The organism is Evansella vedderi, assembly GCF_030813435.1.
Taxonomy (GTDB): Bacteria; Bacillota; Bacilli; order Bacillales; family Salisediminibacteriaceae; genus Evansella; species Evansella vedderi.
The window spans coordinates 249,929-268,623 of the sequence record NZ_JAUSUG010000002.1 but is presented as its reverse complement, the minus strand read 5'-3'; the positions used below and the strand labels follow the sequence as shown (position 1 = coordinate 268,623).

Below are 18,695 nucleotides of genomic sequence, written 5' to 3'. Positions count from 1 at the left end.
CTTATAAGAACAAGGAGGTAATTATGAGCCATATTTTAGGTAAAACAATTCAAATTTACATGCCGGATGGTTCTCCTACCAGTGTAAAAATAGCGGAAGTGACAACACGAATTGTTCAAGAAATCTTAATACCAAGGAATAAGCTAACGGAAATAGGCAATCGTGAGGAAGTAAAGAATGTTGGAGTGTACTTTCTCTTTGGGCGAGATGAAGTAGATAATAAAACAAATGTCTACATCGGAGAAGCAGAAAATTGTTACGATCGTTTAAAACAACACAATAAAGATGCAAACAAGGATTTTTGGAATGTAGCCATTGTTGCAGTTTCAAAAACAAATAGCTTTACTAAATCTCATGTGAAGTTTTTAGAAGCCCATTGTTATAGAGAAGCAATGTCTATTGGACGATATAAAGTGGTGAATGGTAATACCCCGACCCAGTCATGGCTGTCGGAGCCTGTTGTAGCTGATCTCATGGACAACTACGATACAATGAAAACACTATTATCTACTTTGGGCTATCCAATCTTTGAACGAGTGGCTAATGAAACGTCGGAGGAGTTGTTTTATTGTAAAGGAAAGGATGCTAATGCCCGGGGAGAGTATACAGACGAAGGATTTGTTGTCCTTAAAAACTCTATTTGTAACCTAGAAGCAGTATCCTCTGCAGGTCCTTGGGTGGTAAACGCAAGAAGAGAATTAATCGAGAAGAACATTTTGATACAAGAAAATAATGTTTTGAAGTTTAGAGAAAACCATATCTTTAACTCGCCAAGTGCTGCAGCGGCTTGTGTACTTGCAAGAAGGGCAAACGGTTGGACAGAGTGGAAGAGTGAAGAGGGATTTACTCTAGATGAACTAAAGAGACAAGGGTAATTCAAATCGAAGGGATTAGTTAATAATGCATAACTGTGCTTTTTGCGAAGAACTGGAATTAATAGTAGAAAACGAATATGCTTTTGCCATTTTTGACGAATACCCAGTAAATAAAGGTCACCTTCTCATTCTACCTAAACGTCATGTAAGTGATTTTTTCGAAACCACCTTGGAAGAGAGGGCGGCGTTCAATGCGCTTTTAGAAGAAGGTAAGAGGTTACTGGAGGAAAAATATCAACCTGATGGTTACAACATTGGTATAAACTGTGGAGAGTCAGCTGGACAGACCATCTTCCATGTCCATGTCCATTTAATTCCTCGATATAAAGGTGACATGGAGGACCCACGTGGAGGTGTCCGGGGAGTAATTCCAAATAAGCAAAAATATTAGTCCTTATGAAGTGTCCCTTCATAGGACTTTTTATTTATCTTATTCTTAGGTATCCTTCGTACTAGATACTCTAATATGATAAAATGTTAAATATATACATTAGAGGAGAGATCTGTGATGCCAACTTATAATAAACTTGTTCGAGATAAAATTCCAAACGTCATTGAGGCAACTGGTAAGTCTTTTAGAACGAGGAACCTAGATGAAGAAGAATACATAAAAGAATTAAAATTAAAATTGGCTGAAGAGGTAGGGGAGTATCAGGCAACATTAGATGATGGACAAGCCATTGAGGAACTGGCTGATGTCATGGAAATTGTTCATGCCCTAGCGAGAGTACATGGATCTACCATTGAGGAAGTTGATAAGGTGCGTGAAGAGAAAGCGAATAAACGTGGGGGATTTCAGGAGCGGATATTCCTGATTGATGTGGAAGATGAGTAAGATTACCCTCATTACAGAGTCGTTAGTAGAGGAATTAGTAGAGTCCATTAATAAATCAGCCTCTATCTATATCTTAACCTCCTTTGTAATGAAGTCTGGGGTAGATGTCATTGAGAAGGCACTTATACAAGCGATTGACCGTGGGGCTGAAGTGAAGGTATGTACTGGTGATTACTTGTTTGTGACACAACCAGATGCATTAAGGAAAATAACAGCCATTAGTGAAAAAATAGAGGTTCGTTTATTTAAAAGTAATGGTCGATCCTTCCACCCGAAGGCTTATTTATTCCAATATGGAGATCAAGATGGTTCCTTAATTGTCGGTTCATCTAACCTTTCTAGATCTGCTTTAACCCATGGAGTTGAATGGAATCTTAAGATGGAATCAGAGGCATCTATTGATACATACGAAAAAGCTTTAGATGAGTTCTTGAAGATTTTTTTACATGAACAGACAGTACCGGTTAACGGAGAAACGATTCTCCATTATGAAGAAGAATATAACAAGTACCATCGGGAAAATCCAGAGCTTATCCGAATTTGGACAAAATCAGAAGAGATAGAACTAATGATTCCGAAAACAGAGACTAAGGAAGGAACAACTGTTGTTAAGGAATTTAAAGAAAGCTATGGACCTATTTCTCCGAGGCATGCACAAATTGAAGCTCTCGAAGCATTGGAAACGGTTCAAGAAGAAGGATACGATAAAGCAATGTGTGTTATGGCAACCGGTCTAGGTAAGACATACTTAGCAGGATTTTTTGCCCAAAACTATGACCGAGTGTTATTCATTGCCCATCGTGAAGAAATATTAAAGCAGGCGAAGCAGTCTTTCCAGCACATCATGCCAGAGCGTTCCTTTGGGATTTATAATGGAACGAATAAAGAACACGAAGTGGATTGTGTTTTTGCATCGATTTTCACGCTAGCAAATGAAAGGCATCTGGAGAAGTTTAATAAGAACAGCTTCGATCTTATTGTTGTGGATGAGTTCCACCATGCTGCGGCCAAAACATATCAACGGGTGTTGGATTATTTCCAGCCTGATTTTCTTTTAGGAATTACGGCAACCCCCGATCGTATGGATGGTAAAGATGTTTATGGAATATGTGATGGAAATGTGGCTTATCAGCTTCACTTTATTGAAGCCATTCAACGGAAATGGTTAACGCCATTCCATTATATAGGTGTTTATGACGAAACGGACTATTCACAAATTACCTGGTTAGGAACCCGATATGATGAAGAGGAGCTCCTAGCTGTTCAGCTACGTGATGATATGGCGGAAAAAATTCTTGATAGCTGGAAAAAACATAAGCAAACCCGAACGCTAGCCTTTTGTTCCTCTATCAAGCAAGCCAACTTCTTAGCAAATTATTTTAAGAAAAAGGGAGTTGCAGCCACCAGCCTCCATTCTCAAGGGAGTGAATACAGCAGGGCAGACGCCATTCGGATGATTGAGGAAGGTCAATTAGAAGTTATTTTTACAGTAGATTTATTTAATGAAGGTACAGATATTCCTTCATTAGATACCCTGCTATTTGTTCGTCCGACAGAGTCATTAACGATATTCACACAACAAGTTGGGCGTGGACTGCGCTTGTTTGACGGGAAAAACTTTTGTACCATTATTGATTTTATTGGTAACTATCGAAATGCCGATAACAAGTTAAGCTTATTGGATTCAAGAGAAGAAGAGGAACGGAAGAAAAGCGGGGAATTAGTTCCACAAGTACCAGAAAACTGTATACTCGATTTCGATTTAGAGGTTATTAACCTTTTAGAGGAGTTACGTAAAAAGCGTCAGCCACGTAAAGAACAATTACGGCATGCATATTTTTCCTTGAATCAAGAAATTGGAAGAAGACCCACTTACCTAGAACTTCATCTACATGGGAATGCCAATTCCGTTGAGTACTATCAAGAATTCAAATCCTATGTTGGATTTTTGTATTGGGCGGAGGAGTTAAGTGCCCATGAAGAGGAAGTATTTAAAACATATGAGACTTGGCTAAGGGAAGTGGAGAGAACAGGAATGGCTAAAAGTTATAAAATGGTTGTTCTATCCTACATGCTTAGCAGAGGACTGGAAAGGTGGCTAGACCCCTTAACAGCTGTAGATGCAGCCCCATATTTCCACCGTTACCTTACGGAAAAGGAATATAGAAAACGAATTGATTTCTCTGACAGACAAGGCAAAAGCCTATGGGATTACGATGAAGCCAAAGTAGCAAAACTCATTTCCACCATGCCACTTACCAAATGGAGCGGTAGTTCAAAAGGGTTACTCTCCTACGAAGACGGTATCTTTAAACCTACCTTTGATGTGGTAGAGGAACATAATGAAACTTTATGCAAATGGACGAAGGAGATTTGTGAGTATAGGTTGCATCGGTATTTTGAGAGAAAGTCTCGATAATTTAAGAGGGATGGTGGTATGATGAAAAATAACCAAAAAAAAGCACTTATAGTTGCATTTTACTTGTCTAAATATGATAGAAAAGCATTAGAAAGTTTAAATTATTCTACCTGGAGAAGTGCTTATGAAGATATTGGAGGAAAGTTTGGTTATAGCCCTAATTCAATAAAAAATAGGCGAGATGATTTTGACTCTTTAAACGATAATAATAGAAGTGGTTGGTATCAAAAGGAATTATCTAAAAGTAGCTTAGAGATATTTGAAAAATTCTCAAATATTAGTGAGGATGGATTGACTGAAATTGTTAGAGATATTTTGTTTGAAAAAAATAACTATGAAATACTTAGTATATTAGAGGATGAAGATAAAGGAGAAAGTATTAGGTCATATAATCTTAGAGGAGTTACTGGTAAGCAGGCAGAAAAACTATTTATTAATTTTTATAAAAAAGGATTTTTGGGTGAATATAATGGTGAGCTCATAGATACTAGAGATGACGGTTGTGGATATGATTTTAAAATTAATAAACAAGATATTGTATTTGAAGTAAAAGGCCTTTCCTCTGAAGAAGGTGGAATCACTTTTACCGATAAAGAATGGACAGTAGCAAAGCAACTAAGAAATAATTATATACTTGTGTTAATAAGTAATGTATTTAGTGATCCGAATATTAGATTAGTTATTGATCCCTACAATAATTTATCTCCAACAAAAGCAATTACTAAGGTTGTTGCTGTTAATTGGAATATAAAAAGTAAGGATTTGGAATCTATTTAATAAAATATATTTAGTGGTCTTAATAAATAAGAGTGTGAGTATAATAAAATGGTACCTGTAGATAGGACACTTGAAAAAGAGTGTTTAATCTACAGGTATTTTTTTATATACTTGAATTTTAAGATATGGGAATAGGGGAACAGAATATTATGAGCAAGATTACATTTTCTACTAAAGAGATAAAAATACTTCAAAAGAATCCTAATGTACTTCGTGTTAGTAATTTAGCCATTACATATACCGATGATTTTAAGAAGCGATTTATGGATGAGTACTTAACTGGCAAATTCCCTCGTCAAATTTTTGAGGAGAATGGCTTTGACTTGGCTATTCTAGGGACGAAACGAATGGAACAAGCTGCCTACAGGTGGAAGAAAGCATATGAAAAGGATGGGTTAATTGGGTTAACAGATACAAGGAAAGGAGCTTCTGGTAGGTCAATGAAGAGAGACCTATCTCAGTCGGAAATAATTGAAAGGCAAGAAGCAAAAATTAAGATCCTAGAGGGACAGGTTGAGCTGTTAAAAAAGCTAGAAGCGACAGAAAGGAGGCTGTTAAACGCAAGCGAAAACCTAGATTCGAGTAGTGTATTTCAGTTAATTTATGAGACCATTGAGCAGAATCAATTTAAACATTTGACCAAGTATTTTTGTGAACTTTTAGGGGTCTCCCGATCTGGATACTATAGCTATCTAAAGGCATCCGATAGCCGAGAAGTAAGAGAAAAATTAGACCTAGAAGCAAAAGAGATGATATTAAAGGCATTCAATCGTCGGGGATATAAGAAAGGTTCACGCTCCATTAAAATGACATTGGAGAATGAATATAAGATTAACTTTAGCCGTAAAAAAATACAAAGGATCATGAAGAAATATGAAATTGTTTGCCCACATAGAAGGCCGAATCCTTATAAAAAGATTGCTAAAGCAACAAAGGAACATCAAGTCGTACCAAACAAGTTAAATAGAGAATTTAAGCAAGGGGTTTCTGGAAAAGTACTATTAACGGACATTACTTATTTGCCATATAACAGTAATTGTATGGCTTATTTGTCGACCGTAAAAGATGCTTCCACAAACGAAATATTAGCTTATCATGTTTCTGATCGTATCACTTTAGATATCGCTACTCAAACGATCCATAAATTAATCAACAACAAGGAAATCAGTCTACACCCTGAGGCCTTTGTCCACTCTGACCAGGGGAGCCATTATACTAGTCCAAGATATCAAAAGTTATTAAAAGCATATGGTTTAGGCCAATCTATGTCTCGGAGAGGAAACTGTTGGGATAATGCCCCTCAGGAGTCATTCTTTGGTCATTTAAAAGATGAAGTTGACTATCAATCGGCTAGTACACTGAAAGAATTAAAGAAGAAAATCAATCATTACATGAATTACTATAACAATTATCGATATCAGTGGAACTTAAAAAAGATGACCCCTATTCAATATAGGAATCATCTTCTAGTTGCTTAATCTCTTTTTTTATAGTGTCCTTGACATGGGTACCAGTTTATAAGATAACTCACACTCTTATTTATTTTATAGGGTAGTTTATTAATCAGTTTCATTAAATGTTAAATTCTTTCCTTAATATAGTTATTAAATCTACTGCTGTCTCCTTATTAAACTGTATTGATTGACTAATTTTCCCTTGGAATTTTCGGTCATTAGAACCGTATGTATCTATTTGGAAATATTTCTCCCCAGTGCTATTAAATGTTGTATAACTAGCATCTACTTCTTTGTGTACAAGATTTCTTTCTTTGTTGCTTCTTCTTAAATTGTTACTTTTTATTAATGCCACTTAATTCCCTCCAATTATTCATATTATTTACTAATTAATTTTATCAGATTTTTTTATAATAATCAGACAATATGTAAAATTTTAGAAGGATATTGTAATGTATTGTCGAAGACGTTGTTAATCTAATTACATTTATCTCAAAACCCAGTAATTTGGTAAATACAAATTTAAAGTAATCCTCTATAATTATGTTAGAAAGAAAAAAAGTGGTGATATAAATGAAAAATGAAAATCATGAAATTATTCTACCTGATGCGACGGCTGTTATTCAATCACTAAGGTCAATTGGATATAGCATAGAAGCAGCGATCGCTGACATAATAGATAATAGTATCGACGCTAAGGCAACAATTATAAAAGTAGACATGATCTGGACTGAGGAAGAAGTTAATTATATTAGAATTGAAGATAACGGTTTCGGTATGGATGAGAATACGCTTGTACAAGCGATGAAGATAGGCTCAAAAAACCCTCTTAATAATAGAGAAAACAGGATACTAGGAAGGTTTGGAATGGGATTAAAAACAGCATCCTTCTCCTTAGGTAAAAGATTAACTGTAAAAACAAAAGAAACGTCTGGATCTGAAAATGTACGTTGTTGGGATTTAGATTATATTAAAGATACTAATAATTGGTCATTATTAAAAGTACCATTTAACCATGAGTCGGAGGAACTCCTTGGTGATATTGAATCTGATTCAGGGACAATTGTATTAATTGAGGTTTTAGACCGTGTAATAGACCAGCCATATTCTAGAAGAAAGATAAATAAATTTTATAATAGCATTAGAGATGTTGAAAATCACCTTTCAATGGTTTTTCACTGCTTCTTAGAGGGGGTTCAGAAAATAGATTTATTTCTTAATGGCAATAAAGTTCTACCTTGGGACCCTTATCTTTCAAAAGAACTTGCTACTCAAGAATTACCAGAAGAAAGACAAAGAGTAGGTGATGATATTATAACAATACAACCTTTTGTATTGCCTCATCATACTAAAATAACTACTGGAACTTTTGAAGAGTATGCAGGACCGAAAGGTTGGTTAGAGCAGCAAGGGTTCTATGTCTATCGCAATAAACGTCTGTTAGTTGCAGGTAGTTGGCTACATTTATTTAGTCGTGAAGAAGCATATAAACTAGCACGAATTAAGGTTGATATTACTAATAAGTCAGATTTTAATTGGCAGATTGATATAAAAAAATCACATGCAAAACCACCACAAGAGATTATCTCCTTACTTAAACGTGTAGCAGAAAAAGTAAGAGAACGCTCACATGAAGTTTTTTATCACAGAGGTACTAAAAGTATCGTTAAAAAGCACAATAAAACAAATATTGAGCATGTTTGGGAGCAAATCACTAGGCGTAATAAAACTCTTTTCAAATTAAATAGAAACCATACTTTATTAAAGGACCTAATTAGCAGTAATAAAGAGATTGAAGATAAATTAAATTACTATCTATTTCATGTAGAGGAATATTCACCAGCAAATATAGTTAGGTATAATACTTTCCAAATAGAGAAAGATGAAAAACTTGAAAAAATAACTATAGAAGATAGTCAAAGAATGAATATGTTAGTAAGGATGTTCTTAGATTTAAAATATGAAAAGCCAGATATCATAGAACAGGTACTTAACTATGATACGTTTAAGCAGTATAAGAAAGAAAGTATTCAGGATTTAATTGCAAAATATTTGGAGGAGATATAATGTATCAGGACGCCCGTTCAACCTCACTTAGAATTCTAGCTCAAACGATTAAAGAGGATAATATTGATATAAATTACGAGATAGAAGTAGCGATTAAAAAGGCAACTGCTGTATTTCCGGTAAGTCAAGACGAAATCCTATCGTTGAAAGAAGACCTAAAAAAAAGTTTAAATATAACCATGTCTATAAAAAGTGTACTACTTAATGGTGAAGATAAGGAGCACATACCTTGGTTAAATGTTAAGAAAACCGTAATGAACTGGAAATACTGGAATAGGTATAAACGATATTTAACAGAGGTAAAGAATTGGCCTCCAACTGTAGTAGATTCTATAGACGATACGACTGATTCTATTTTAGAATTGCTTGAAGACCCAACCGTAAAAGGGAGACAATATGATAGAAGAGGTCTTATTGTTGGTTATGTACAGTCTGGAAAGACAGCAAACTATACTGCATTAATCAACAAGGCGATAGATTCTGGTTTTAAATTAATTATAGTTCTTGCAGGAATGCATAATGATTTAAGAAGTCAGACTCAAATGCGTCTTGACGAAGAAGTTTTAGGGTTTGAGACTAGTCATGATAAGCTAGATTTAACCAGTTCTCATAGTAACGCACTGGGAGTTGGGAGATTAGTAGGAGATAATTTTTACGAAGTATTCCCTTTAACTTCAAGAGATTATAGAGGAGATTTCAGTACTAGGAAGGCTCGTAGTATAGGGGTTCAGCCTACTACTACACCTTTTTTACTTGTCGTAAAGAAAAATGCAAGTGTGCTAAAGAATTTATTAAATTATTTTAGGAATTATAGCCCATTAGCCAGAATGAATCATGTTGTTGGACATAAAACTGTAGCGGACATTCCACTGTTAATAATAGATGACGAAGCGGATCAAGCTTCTGTTAATACCGCAGAAATATATAAGGACAATGGCGAAATAGATGAAAACTATGATCCTTCTAGAATAAATGCATACATTAGACAGATATATCAAACGTTTGAACAAAAGGCCTATGTAGGTTATACTGCGACACCTTTTGCTAACGTGTTTATTAATCAAAATGCAACTACTGCAACACATGGCCAAGAGCTATTTCCAAAGGATTTTATTATTAACCTACCAAAACCTTCAAATTATGTCGGACCAGCAGAATTCTTTATGTTAGATACAGAAAAAGAAACAGAACTTCCTCTCGTAAAAGAGATTAAATATGAAGAGAATTTTCTACCAATTGGACATAAGAAAGAACATGTTCCTTTAGAGATCCCAGATTGCTTGTTAGAGGCCATGTATTCCTATATTCTAGCAACAACTATTAGACGATTGAGGGGACAAATAACGGTTCATAATTCTATGCTTATTCATGGTACACGTTTTACTGATGTTCAACATAAAGTATACAAACTTGTATTAGAGGAACTTCGCCATATAAAGAATAATGTTAAAAATAGTAAAAAACAGGGGTATCACTATAAAGGACTTCAATATCACTTTTATAAACAGTATTGTACAGAAAAACTAGCCGAAATTAGAAGTTATTATCCTTCACATTTTGATAGGGATAAGCGCTATGATTTTACATGGGAAGAAATTGAAAGGGAATTAATGAGTGTATTAGAATCTATTAAAGTTAAGGAAATTAACGGAAATAGCAAAGATGTACTTGAATATGGAGAGTATAAAGAAACCGGGTTGAATGTAATTGCTATAGGGGGAGACAAACTGTCAAGAGGGTTAACTCTTGAAGGTTTAACTGTGAGTTATTATTTAAGAGCCAGTAAAATGTACGATACATTAATGCAAATGGGTAGATGGTTTGGATATCGTCAAGGATTTTTAGATTTATGCAGAATATATACTACTAAAGAAATTAAACGCTGGTTTAGGCATATTGCAGAAGCAACCGAAGAATTAAGAGGACAATTAGAGTATATGTCAAAAATAAAAGCAACTCCAAATGAATTCTTATTAAAAATACAATCCCATCCGCAAATGTACATTACAAGTCAATTGAAAATGAGATCTGCTAGAGAGGTAAAAGTCTCATATAGTAATGAATTAATTCAGACTACTGTGTTCCCTACTACTTCAGAGGAATTTTTCAAGAGAAATTTCATAGCATTTGAGCGTATTATAAATAGATTGCAAGAAGAAAACACTTCTAATACCACTACTGAAATTATTGTGAGGAAGAAAGCGAATAAACATCACGTCTGGGAAAAAGTTAAAGGTGATACAGTTGTAGAATTTTTAGATGAATATCAAACTGTCTCTTCTGCATCAAGAGCTAATAGTAGAAGTCTTGCTGAGTATATACGTAAAAGATTGGAGGATGAGGAGCTAGTTAATTGGACGGTTGTTGTAATAAATAATGGTGACGAACGCTTTGAAATTGCTGGGAAAAAAATAGGTGTCGGTGTTAAAAGAAGTGGGATTGAGAACTACAATAAGGAAGGTTATACATCGGTAAAAACACTAACATCATCCGGGCATGAATTCTTCGATTATACAAAAGAAAAATACGACAGGGCTCAAGCTATTATTAATGCTAACAAAGGCAAGAAAAATCGGATAGCAGCAGCAAAAGAGGCTAGGGCTTTAAGGGACCCGAAGAAGGCATTGTTAATTTTATATCCAATTGATCATTGTAAGTTAGATAATTTTAGTTTCAAAAAAGAGACCTATCCTATTGGATTTGCAATTTCATTCCCAGAAAGTGGGTTTTCTCATACGGAGGTTGATTATATGGTAAATGAATCCGTCGAACAGGATGATGACTTATGGACAGAATTAGATTAATTTTTCAAGAGTTAGTAGAGGAAAATACAACTAACAAGGAACTTCCCGAGGAAAAACTCAAGGTTCGGCTATTGGAGGAGAAAGTATTTTCATCAATGATTCTGGCATTAACCAATAGTCATAAAAGAATGTTAATTATGTCAGTACCTAGAGTATTGGACGAACAAACTTTGAAAAAATTACCGGTTTGGAATGGTTTGAGAATCTATCAAAAGAAATTAAGAAATCCCTATAAGAATAAGATTGAGTGGTTTGTCATTTTTGAACAACAAATGGCATCTGCAACTGAAGTTTATGAAGCATTGATTTCAGATATTTACCGCAATTTACTAAGTACAACATCTTTTAAAAGTATGTTTTTTGAGATTAAACGAACCCTTGAGAAGTGGCATAATTTCTTTGTGAAGAATCAAGTAACAGGATTAAGTATTGAGCAGCAACAAGGGCTTTTTGGTGAGCTTAAGTTTATTCAATTTCTTTTAAAGAATGATGCAAGTAAAGGCATAATAGATTCATGGTACGGTCCGGATAAAGATCTGACAGATTTTCATTTTGGTGAAATTGGAGTAGAAGTAAAAACCGCTAATATGTCCAGGCCGTTAAAGGTATCGATATCAAAGGAAGATCAACTAGAATTGAGAGGTTTTCAGGAACTTTTTTTACAATGTTATTTTATAGAGAAGTCTAAAGTGCAAGGGGAGTCATTAAATAGTGTTATAAATGAAATACTTGTTTTGTTGGAAGGGGATCCAAACCGAATTGACATTTTTAATAAAAAGTTATTTCAGGCAGGCTACCATCATGTACATTATGAAATGTATGAAAAAACAAGGTTTGTTATTTCTGAAGTTCAAAGTTATAGAGTTGAAGATGGATTTCCTAATATAAATCTTTCTTCCCTCCCTCAAGGGGTTTTTAATGTTAAATATCAAATATTAATGGAAAGTTGTTCGGAATACCAAATAGATGAGAATGAATTATTTAGTACTTTTAGGGAGCATGTATCATGAAACTAGAAGAATTTATAAATAGTTTTAAAGAAGAAATTGAAAATGATGTAGAAAATTCATTAGAAAATAGGGAACAAATTTTTACTGAGAAAATGTATGAATACCTCTCTGATAATGGTATAACCGAGAATGTAGAAAAGACATTTGGGAAGAAACATGCAATTGGTATTAAAGTTAATGCTTACTCTCTAAATGAGGAGAAAGAAAAACTTACTTTATTTGTATCAGAGTACGATTCTGTAAGATATGGTAAGTCTATCAGTCAAAAGAATGTAGAAAAAGCAATAAGGAGAGTTGTGAGATATTTTAATACTGCCGTTAAAGGGATGGTTAGTAGTCTGGAAGAAACAGCTCCAGATTATTCGCTTGCCCAGTTAATTTATGAAGAGTATGGAAAAACTTTTAAGCATGTAGAGTATTTTTTATTAACTAATAGTTTATACAAGGCAAATGAAACAATAAACCCAATTAAGGGGGCGCCTATTAATTACCAAATATGGGATATAGAGAGATTGTATCAGTTAATTAATGAAACACAGGGGTTAGAAACAATCGAGATTGATTTTGAGAAAAACTTTAATAATAAACTGCAGCTCATGAAAGTGCCGTCAACCAATAATTCCCTTTTTGATTGTTATATTGGTTATATACCTGCAAAGTTATTAGCTGATGTTTATTCCAAATGGGGACAACGTCTAATTGAAAGAAATGTTCGTTCCTTTCTCCAAGCAAGGGGGAAAGTTAATAAAGGCATTCGGAATACCTTAAAAGATCAAAGTGAAATGTTTGTTGCATATAATAACGGGATATCTACTATCGCTGAGAGCGCCGATATAAACCCATTATTTGAAGAAGGAAATTTATACGAAATTATTAGTTTGAAAGGATGGCAAATTGTCAATGGTGGTCAGACAACAGCTTCAATATATAACGCACTCAAAGAAAAAATAGATTTAAAGGATGTTTATATACAAATTAAACTTACTGTAATAAACTCTGAAAAATCTTTAGATGGTATTACTTCAAGAATTTCAGAGTATGCCAATACGCAAAATCGAATATCAATGTCTGATCTAAAAGCTAATCATCCTTCTCTTGTTCAATTGGAAAATATATCAAGAACAACTTGGGTACCATCATTAGATAAAGGAAAAAAATCTGAAGAGAAATGGTTTTTTGAGAGAGCCCGTGGTCAATACTTGGTGGAAGTTAATAGGCAGTCAAGCCCTGCTCAAAAAAGAGCTTTTCAAAAACAAAATCCAAAAAGTAAAGTATTAACCAAGACACAAACAGCAAAGTATTATATGTCTTGGGAGCAAGTACCTCATGTAGTAAGTAAAGGAAGTGAAGCGAATTTTGAAAAGTTTATTGAGTATATAGACACAGAAAAAATTGATATTGATAGTAACCTCTTTAAGGGAGTTGTTTCCAAAGGAATTCTGTTTAATGAGTGTGACAAAATTGTAAAAGAATTAGATTATCCCGGTTACAAAGCAAATGTAGTATCATACACAGTAGCAATGCTCTCCTATATTTATGAGAAAAAGTTTGATTTTGATAAGGTTTGGAAGTTGCAAAATGTAGATAATGATATTAGAGAAAAACTGAAAATAATTGCACAACATACCTGGAAACATATTACTTCTCCTCCTGTAGCAGGTACAAATATAACTCAATGGTGTAAAAAGGGAGAATGTTGGGAGACTTATAAAGAAAAATCTATTGATATTCGAAAGCAAATTGTAAAAGAGAAATATACTAGCTCACCGTAAAATGCTAACTCTTTTTAAAAAGGCAGTGGAAGACACTGTCTTTTTTTTCTTAATATCAATGCTAATCTGTACTAAGAACGTAAGTTCTTATGTTATAATAAATTCTAAGGTAATTGTAAATGTTAAATTTTCGAGGGGATTCACGATGAAAAAGTATAAAGTGATTGATTTATTTGCTGGTGCTGGGGGACTTAGTGCAGGTTTTGAACAAACTGGTTGTTATGAAGTTGTCGCTGCTGTTGAAATAGATAAAAATGCTAGGGAAACATATAAAAAAAACCATACTAGTTTAAAAAGAGATTATTTCTTTAAAGACATTAAAGATATAAAAGAAGAACAGTTTGAAGAGTTAAATGACATAGGTGTTAACGTAGTAATTGGGGGACCACCATGTCAAGGATTTTCAAATGCTAATCGCCAAAGAAATACACTAGTATCTACAAATAATCAATTAGTAAAGGAATATATCAAAGTAATAGAAAAACTTAAACCTATAGCTTTTGTAATGGAAAATGTAAACACTATGGGGTCCGATAAACACAAATTCTTTAAAACAGATAACGATGACTCCGAGTTAGAATATTTAGATATTGAATTAAATGATGAAACTATTGTCATCGGAAACAGGATAAATTTGACAGAATCACTTGTAAGTTTTCTTAACGATGATAAATATAACGAAACTTTTCTACTAGATGAAGTTGTATATTCAAAATTAAATACTATTTTACGAAAGAAAAATCTTAAAGAATACTTAAGTAAGGAATCTAACTACAACTATTTAAAAAAGTTATTACCTAGATGGCATCACTTACATCCTTCTTACTGGTGTGATGAATATAGAGAAAAATGGGATGGTTTAAGTCTTCAGTTGAAATCTTTACTCGGTGGAGATCAGAATAATGATTTTATTTCCAATTTAAAGCAAGTAATTGAAGTACAAAGAATTTTAATGAAATACAAAGAAATGATTGATAATAAAATATCTAATAATCTATTGGTAAAAAATGAAACTATAATAATTGAAGTCCAAACCTATAACGTGTTTGAATATGTAACAAAAAAATTAAAATCTTTAAATTATACGATTAATGAAGATAATAGGTTTATACTAGACTCAGTAAATTTTGGAGTCCCACAACATAGGAAAAGGCTGTTTATTGTAGGAGTAAGGGAAACGTCTATATATAAAGGTCAAAAAGTAACCTTACCAGAATCAGTTTTATCGGATAAGAATGACTTTTTTAAAATAGACGATGCAATAAGAGATTTAGAAACATTTGAGACAAGTACAAACGTAAATACACTTCCTATTCCTATTAAAAACTTTGTGATACCGAGTTTTAATAATCTATTAAAATATTTTAAAGAGAATAATGATGGATATCTCTATAATCACGTTATAACGGATACTCGTGAAGTTGCAATGGAGAGATTTCGTAAATTGAAACCAGGGCAGAATTTCCATGATCTAGATGATGAACTAAAATCAACATATACTGACCATAGCAGAACACAAAATACGGTATATAAGAGATTAAGTTATAACAGTGTTTCAGGAACAGTTTTAAATGTAAGGAAGTCGATGTGGATTCATCCAACATTGGATCGTGCAGTTTCAATTAGAGAAGCTGCTAGACTTCAGTCTTTTCAGGATAACTTCATATTTAAAGGAACGAAAGATGCACAATATCAGCAAGTGGGTAACGCTGTCCCTCCACTATTAGCGAGGTTTGTTGCTGAAAGTGTATTAAAAGCTTTGGGGAAAAGACCTAAGAAGAAGGCATTAGATTTAATAACAAATGATTATAAGGAGAATGTTATATAAATTTTATAACAAGGGGGCTATATAGCTCCCTTTAATATTTGGATTAATCTACATAATAAAGTAAAGCCATCCTTTATAGATCTGCATGGACACCCGCCAATCTATCTAAATAAGAGTTGGAGCTATACATCCAAGAAGAAAAGATTCGGAGAAAGCTAACCCTAGAACGTCCAGGAGATTTATTCTTCTTCGTTAGAGAAAAGCACATTGTTCTATCAGACAAACTACCCAAAGTACCATTAACCACAGTGAATTTACTGGAATACTAATTCTAATCCGACACCTAAATCAAGATGAACTTCTGATTGTCGAACAATTTTCTATGGAGTTAGTAATTCTTGCAAATTACGATAATGAAGAGGTTGGTACAGTAATTATTAGCAAAGTTGAAAAGAATAAAATTTTATAATATGAATTTATTAGAAATTGGATATACTAACACTAAATTAAATAGGGGGTGATAGTATTGTCCAAGGCAAAAGCTTTTTTACAAGAAAGAGTTATTTATGAATATTTGGAATATAGAACAAAACAGGAAAAGTTATTTTTATATCAGATTTTTTATCGAGGAAAACGTTTGTTAAGTAAAAAGATGTGTAAAGTAAAAAGGATTATGCCTATAGAAACAAGTTTTCCAGATATCAATGAAATGTTAATTGAAGGGAGTAAGAAAAAGCGACCTGCTGAAGTGAAATTTCTTACGTCCCTTTTTGATTATCATAAATTGGATAAACACAAAAAGCAGTACCAAAATTTTAAGAACGAGAATGGTTGTATTATAGTCCTTAAACACGATATATTACCCAAGGGATTAATGGATGATTCCAATGTAGATATATATGAAATTGATATTGAAGATTTTAGGGCTTTTGTAATTGAAAATTTTAACAGGCTTTTACAAAAACAACTGGAAAATAGAGAAGAAAACTTTCAAAGAATTTGGATTACAAGTCAGGTAAATAATTTTTACCATGATTACAAAACATACCCTGTACAACCAGCTAAAAAAAGTGGAATATGGTGCCCTACTAACAACTTAACAAGCTTTGATTTAGCAAAAGGTGACAAAATTGTTTTTGCCAAGTTTGGTGGAGAATTTCAAATAAAACAACAAATAAATAGTCATTGGAAAAAATATAAATCTATTTACCCAAATTGGAAATTGCAGGGGTTGTTTATTGGTAAGATAACACGACCCATAATGAGCAGAGAAGAATACTGTACTTTATTTAATATAGATGTAAAGACACCATTATGGAATGATGAATACAAATGCGGCAAGCCAAAATGGAATAGAGTCTTCTGTTTTGAAAAAGAAAGAGAAGTTATATTGGATAGTGGTATCCCTATTGCTGATTTATTTAATGAATTAGAAGATATTGTGTATCCTACTTTTTTTGATGTATATACTCAACAAAATACCCGTGAATTAAAAACAACTCAATATAATTCCTTCTTGGAATATGTATCAAGTAAGGTCAGTGAAGAACTTGATATTAGTCGAATGCTAAATAATAAAATGATGAATCTAATAGGTTCAATGAGAGAAAGTAATTTTAATTTACATCAGAATAGTACTGAGATTAAGAATCAAATTCAGGATTTTGAGAACGATTTTCTACAATAATAATTCTGATGCATCAATAGTTACTTTACTTTAATATTGTTTTTTATAATTTGAAAATACTGGGGATTGATTTCGTATCCATATGCATATCTACCAAGTTTTAGTGCATTAACTAAAGTAGTACCAGTTCCAGCAAACGGGTCCAGAACTATCTCCCCCTTTAAACTATATAATGATATTAATCTCCTACATAATTCATTAGGAAAAGTAGCAGGATGATTGGCATCTGGTGGGGAATGGACCTTCCAAACTGGGTTAAGCCATTGAATCAAATCCTCCTTTATAAGTACATTCTCCTTATCTGAAAGTCGTTCTTCAATCGTTCCTCTACTTCTTTTTCCGGGCTTTCTAAATACTAAAACATGCTCCATTATTAAATCGGAATAGAGGAGTGGTGCAACCGCTTTGTCTTTGTTTTTTCCAGTTCCTACTGAACCGTAAATATTAGGTCCTTTACCTTTCTTTACCCCGTATTTTTCCCATATGAAATGTTGAAACAAATCAAAATCCATTTCTTCAGTAAAGTATTCTATCAGACTAGATTGTAGTGAGTAAATTCTAGGACGCCCATTTTGTTTATAATCCCCTGTTCTAACATCACCAACTATGATACATATAAAGGAATCTTCCTTTAAAACTCTCATACATTCAAATAAATTTTGCTTTAATTTTTTTAAGAACATTTTATAAGATAATCCCTTTCCCAATTGGTCGACATGATTATAGTCTATTAGATTCCAATATGGTGGACTTGTAACAATTAAGTCAATTGTTCCCGTCTCTATTTCATTCATATTAATAGTTGAATCTTTGTTGAATAATTTGAAATTCACTTTATATTTCTCCCCCCACCCCTATATCATATTTTCTACTATTAATATGATGTAATAGGTATGTCCTATTCAAGGAATACTTAATATATGTCAAAAAAATTTTTGTAGGTCCTTGTTGAACAAATTAAATAAATGAAAAAGAATTCTACTATAAACTGGAGACGTTGGTATTTGTAGATATATCTAATGGGCAAAGAGTGTTATGCTTTGAAGATAGAAAACGGATGAAGAGCATGAACTAGATATTAACGAAAGTCATTCGTAAAAATTTATAATAATTTACAGTACCTGTCACCACCACTGGAGGATTGCAAAATGTAACGATGATCGTTAAATTTATAAAAAGAAGTTTCAGATCTGTAACCACCCGTGGAATAAACAGAAAGTATAGTTT

The 18,695-nt window shown here is 33.3% G+C and carries 14 protein-coding genes; 12 read left to right on the top strand and 2 right to left on the bottom strand.

What is annotated here, in order from left to right:
• Positions 1-23 precede the first annotated feature (23 nt).
• The 6 genes from J2S74_RS03570 (at position 24) to J2S74_RS03545 (ending at position 6,384) form a co-directional block, all read left to right on the top strand.
• Positions 24-875 (top strand): GIY-YIG nuclease family protein, encoded by an 852-nt coding sequence (locus J2S74_RS03570; protein ID WP_307321918.1) that lies wholly within the window; start codon positions 24-26, stop codon positions 873-875.
• 25 nt (positions 876-900) lie between these two features.
• Complete coding sequence (locus tag J2S74_RS03565; RefSeq protein WP_307321916.1) at positions 901-1,266, top strand: HIT family protein; 366 nt, start codon at positions 901-903, stop codon at positions 1,264-1,266.
• Between the two features lie 117 nt (positions 1,267-1,383).
• Positions 1,384-1,710: a nucleoside triphosphate pyrophosphohydrolase gene (locus J2S74_RS03560; protein ID WP_307321913.1), complete on the top strand. Its 327-nt coding sequence runs from the start codon at positions 1,384-1,386 to the stop codon at positions 1,708-1,710.
• A complete protein-coding gene (locus J2S74_RS03555; protein ID WP_307321911.1) occupies positions 1,703-4,129 on the top strand; it encodes a DEAD/DEAH box helicase family protein in 2,427 nt (808 codons plus the stop codon). Before J2S74_RS03560 ends, J2S74_RS03555 begins: the two co-directional genes overlap by 8 nt.
• Positions 4,130-4,147: 18 nt before the next feature.
• On the top strand, positions 4,148-4,906 hold the full coding sequence (locus tag J2S74_RS03550) for a protein NO VEIN domain-containing protein (RefSeq protein WP_307321908.1): 759 nt from the start codon (positions 4,148-4,150) through the stop codon (positions 4,904-4,906).
• A 149-nt stretch (positions 4,907-5,055) separates the two neighbouring features.
• On the top strand, positions 5,056-6,384 hold the full coding sequence (locus tag J2S74_RS03545) for an IS3 family transposase (protein WP_307321904.1): 1,329 nt from the start codon (positions 5,056-5,058) through the stop codon (positions 6,382-6,384).
• A 94-nt stretch (positions 6,385-6,478) separates the two neighbouring features.
• Here the strand turns inward: J2S74_RS03545 and J2S74_RS03540 are convergent, their stop codons facing one another.
• Complete coding sequence (locus J2S74_RS03540; protein WP_307321901.1) at positions 6,479-6,715, bottom strand: hypothetical protein; 237 nt, start codon at positions 6,713-6,715, stop codon at positions 6,479-6,481.
• A gap of 218 nt (positions 6,716-6,933) precedes the next feature.
• Here J2S74_RS03540 and J2S74_RS03535 point away from each other — a divergent pair, with 218 nt between their 5' ends.
• The 6 genes from J2S74_RS03535 (at position 6,934) to J2S74_RS03510 (ending at position 17,468) form a co-directional block, all read left to right on the top strand.
• Positions 6,934-8,427, top strand: a complete 1,494-nt coding sequence (locus J2S74_RS03535; protein WP_307321898.1) for an ATP-binding protein — start codon at positions 6,934-6,936, stop codon at positions 8,425-8,427.
• Positions 8,427-11,231, top strand: a complete 2,805-nt coding sequence (locus J2S74_RS03530) for a Z1 domain-containing protein (protein WP_307321896.1) — start codon at positions 8,427-8,429, stop codon at positions 11,229-11,231. Before J2S74_RS03535 ends, J2S74_RS03530 begins: the two co-directional genes overlap by 1 nt.
• Positions 11,213-12,241: a PD-(D/E)XK motif protein gene (locus tag J2S74_RS03525; protein ID WP_307321894.1), complete on the top strand. Its 1,029-nt coding sequence runs from the start codon at positions 11,213-11,215 to the stop codon at positions 12,239-12,241. The genes J2S74_RS03530 and J2S74_RS03525 overlap by 19 nt, the downstream gene beginning before the upstream one ends.
• Positions 12,238-14,013: an AIPR family protein gene (locus J2S74_RS03520; protein ID WP_307321891.1), complete on the top strand. Its 1,776-nt coding sequence runs from the start codon at positions 12,238-12,240 to the stop codon at positions 14,011-14,013. Before J2S74_RS03525 ends, J2S74_RS03520 begins: the two co-directional genes overlap by 4 nt.
• A 145-nt stretch (positions 14,014-14,158) precedes the next feature.
• Positions 14,159-15,841: a DNA cytosine methyltransferase gene (locus tag J2S74_RS03515; protein ID WP_307321888.1), complete on the top strand. Its 1,683-nt coding sequence runs from the start codon at positions 14,159-14,161 to the stop codon at positions 15,839-15,841.
• Between the two features lie 466 nt (positions 15,842-16,307).
• Entirely contained in the window at positions 16,308-17,468 is a 1,161-nt protein-coding gene (locus J2S74_RS03510) for a hypothetical protein (protein WP_307321885.1), read from the top strand.
• Between the two features lie 20 nt (positions 17,469-17,488).
• Here the strand turns inward: J2S74_RS03510 and J2S74_RS03505 are convergent, their stop codons facing one another.
• Positions 17,489-18,301 carry a DNA-methyltransferase gene (locus J2S74_RS03505; RefSeq protein ID WP_307321882.1) on the bottom strand — a complete coding sequence of 271 codons (813 nt, stop codon included), beginning with the start codon at positions 18,299-18,301 and terminating at the stop codon, positions 17,489-17,491.
• Positions 18,302-18,695 lie beyond the last annotated feature (394 nt).

Excerpts from the sequence above, each read along its gene's own strand:
- J2S74_RS03570 (WP_307321918.1), top strand. The coding sequence starts at position 24 with ATGAGCCATATTTTAGGTAAAACAATTCAAATTTACATGCCGGATGGT.
- J2S74_RS03565 (WP_307321916.1), top strand. The coding sequence starts at position 901 with ATGCATAACTGTGCTTTTTGCGAAGAACTGGAATTAATAGTAGAAAAC.
- J2S74_RS03560 (WP_307321913.1), top strand. The coding sequence starts at position 1,384 with ATGCCAACTTATAATAAACTTGTTCGAGATAAAATTCCAAACGTCATT.
- J2S74_RS03555 (WP_307321911.1), top strand. The coding sequence starts at position 1,703 with ATGAGTAAGATTACCCTCATTACAGAGTCGTTAGTAGAGGAATTAGTA.
- J2S74_RS03550 (WP_307321908.1), top strand. The coding sequence starts at position 4,148 with ATGATGAAAAATAACCAAAAAAAAGCACTTATAGTTGCATTTTACTTG.
- J2S74_RS03545 (WP_307321904.1), top strand. The coding sequence starts at position 5,056 with ATGAGCAAGATTACATTTTCTACTAAAGAGATAAAAATACTTCAAAAG.
- J2S74_RS03535 (WP_307321898.1), top strand. The coding sequence starts at position 6,934 with ATGAAAAATGAAAATCATGAAATTATTCTACCTGATGCGACGGCTGTT.
- J2S74_RS03530 (WP_307321896.1), top strand. The coding sequence starts at position 8,427 with ATGTATCAGGACGCCCGTTCAACCTCACTTAGAATTCTAGCTCAAACG.
- J2S74_RS03525 (WP_307321894.1), top strand. The coding sequence starts at position 11,213 with ATGGACAGAATTAGATTAATTTTTCAAGAGTTAGTAGAGGAAAATACA.
- J2S74_RS03520 (WP_307321891.1), top strand. The coding sequence starts at position 12,238 with ATGAAACTAGAAGAATTTATAAATAGTTTTAAAGAAGAAATTGAAAAT.
- J2S74_RS03515 (WP_307321888.1), top strand. The coding sequence starts at position 14,159 with ATGAAAAAGTATAAAGTGATTGATTTATTTGCTGGTGCTGGGGGACTT.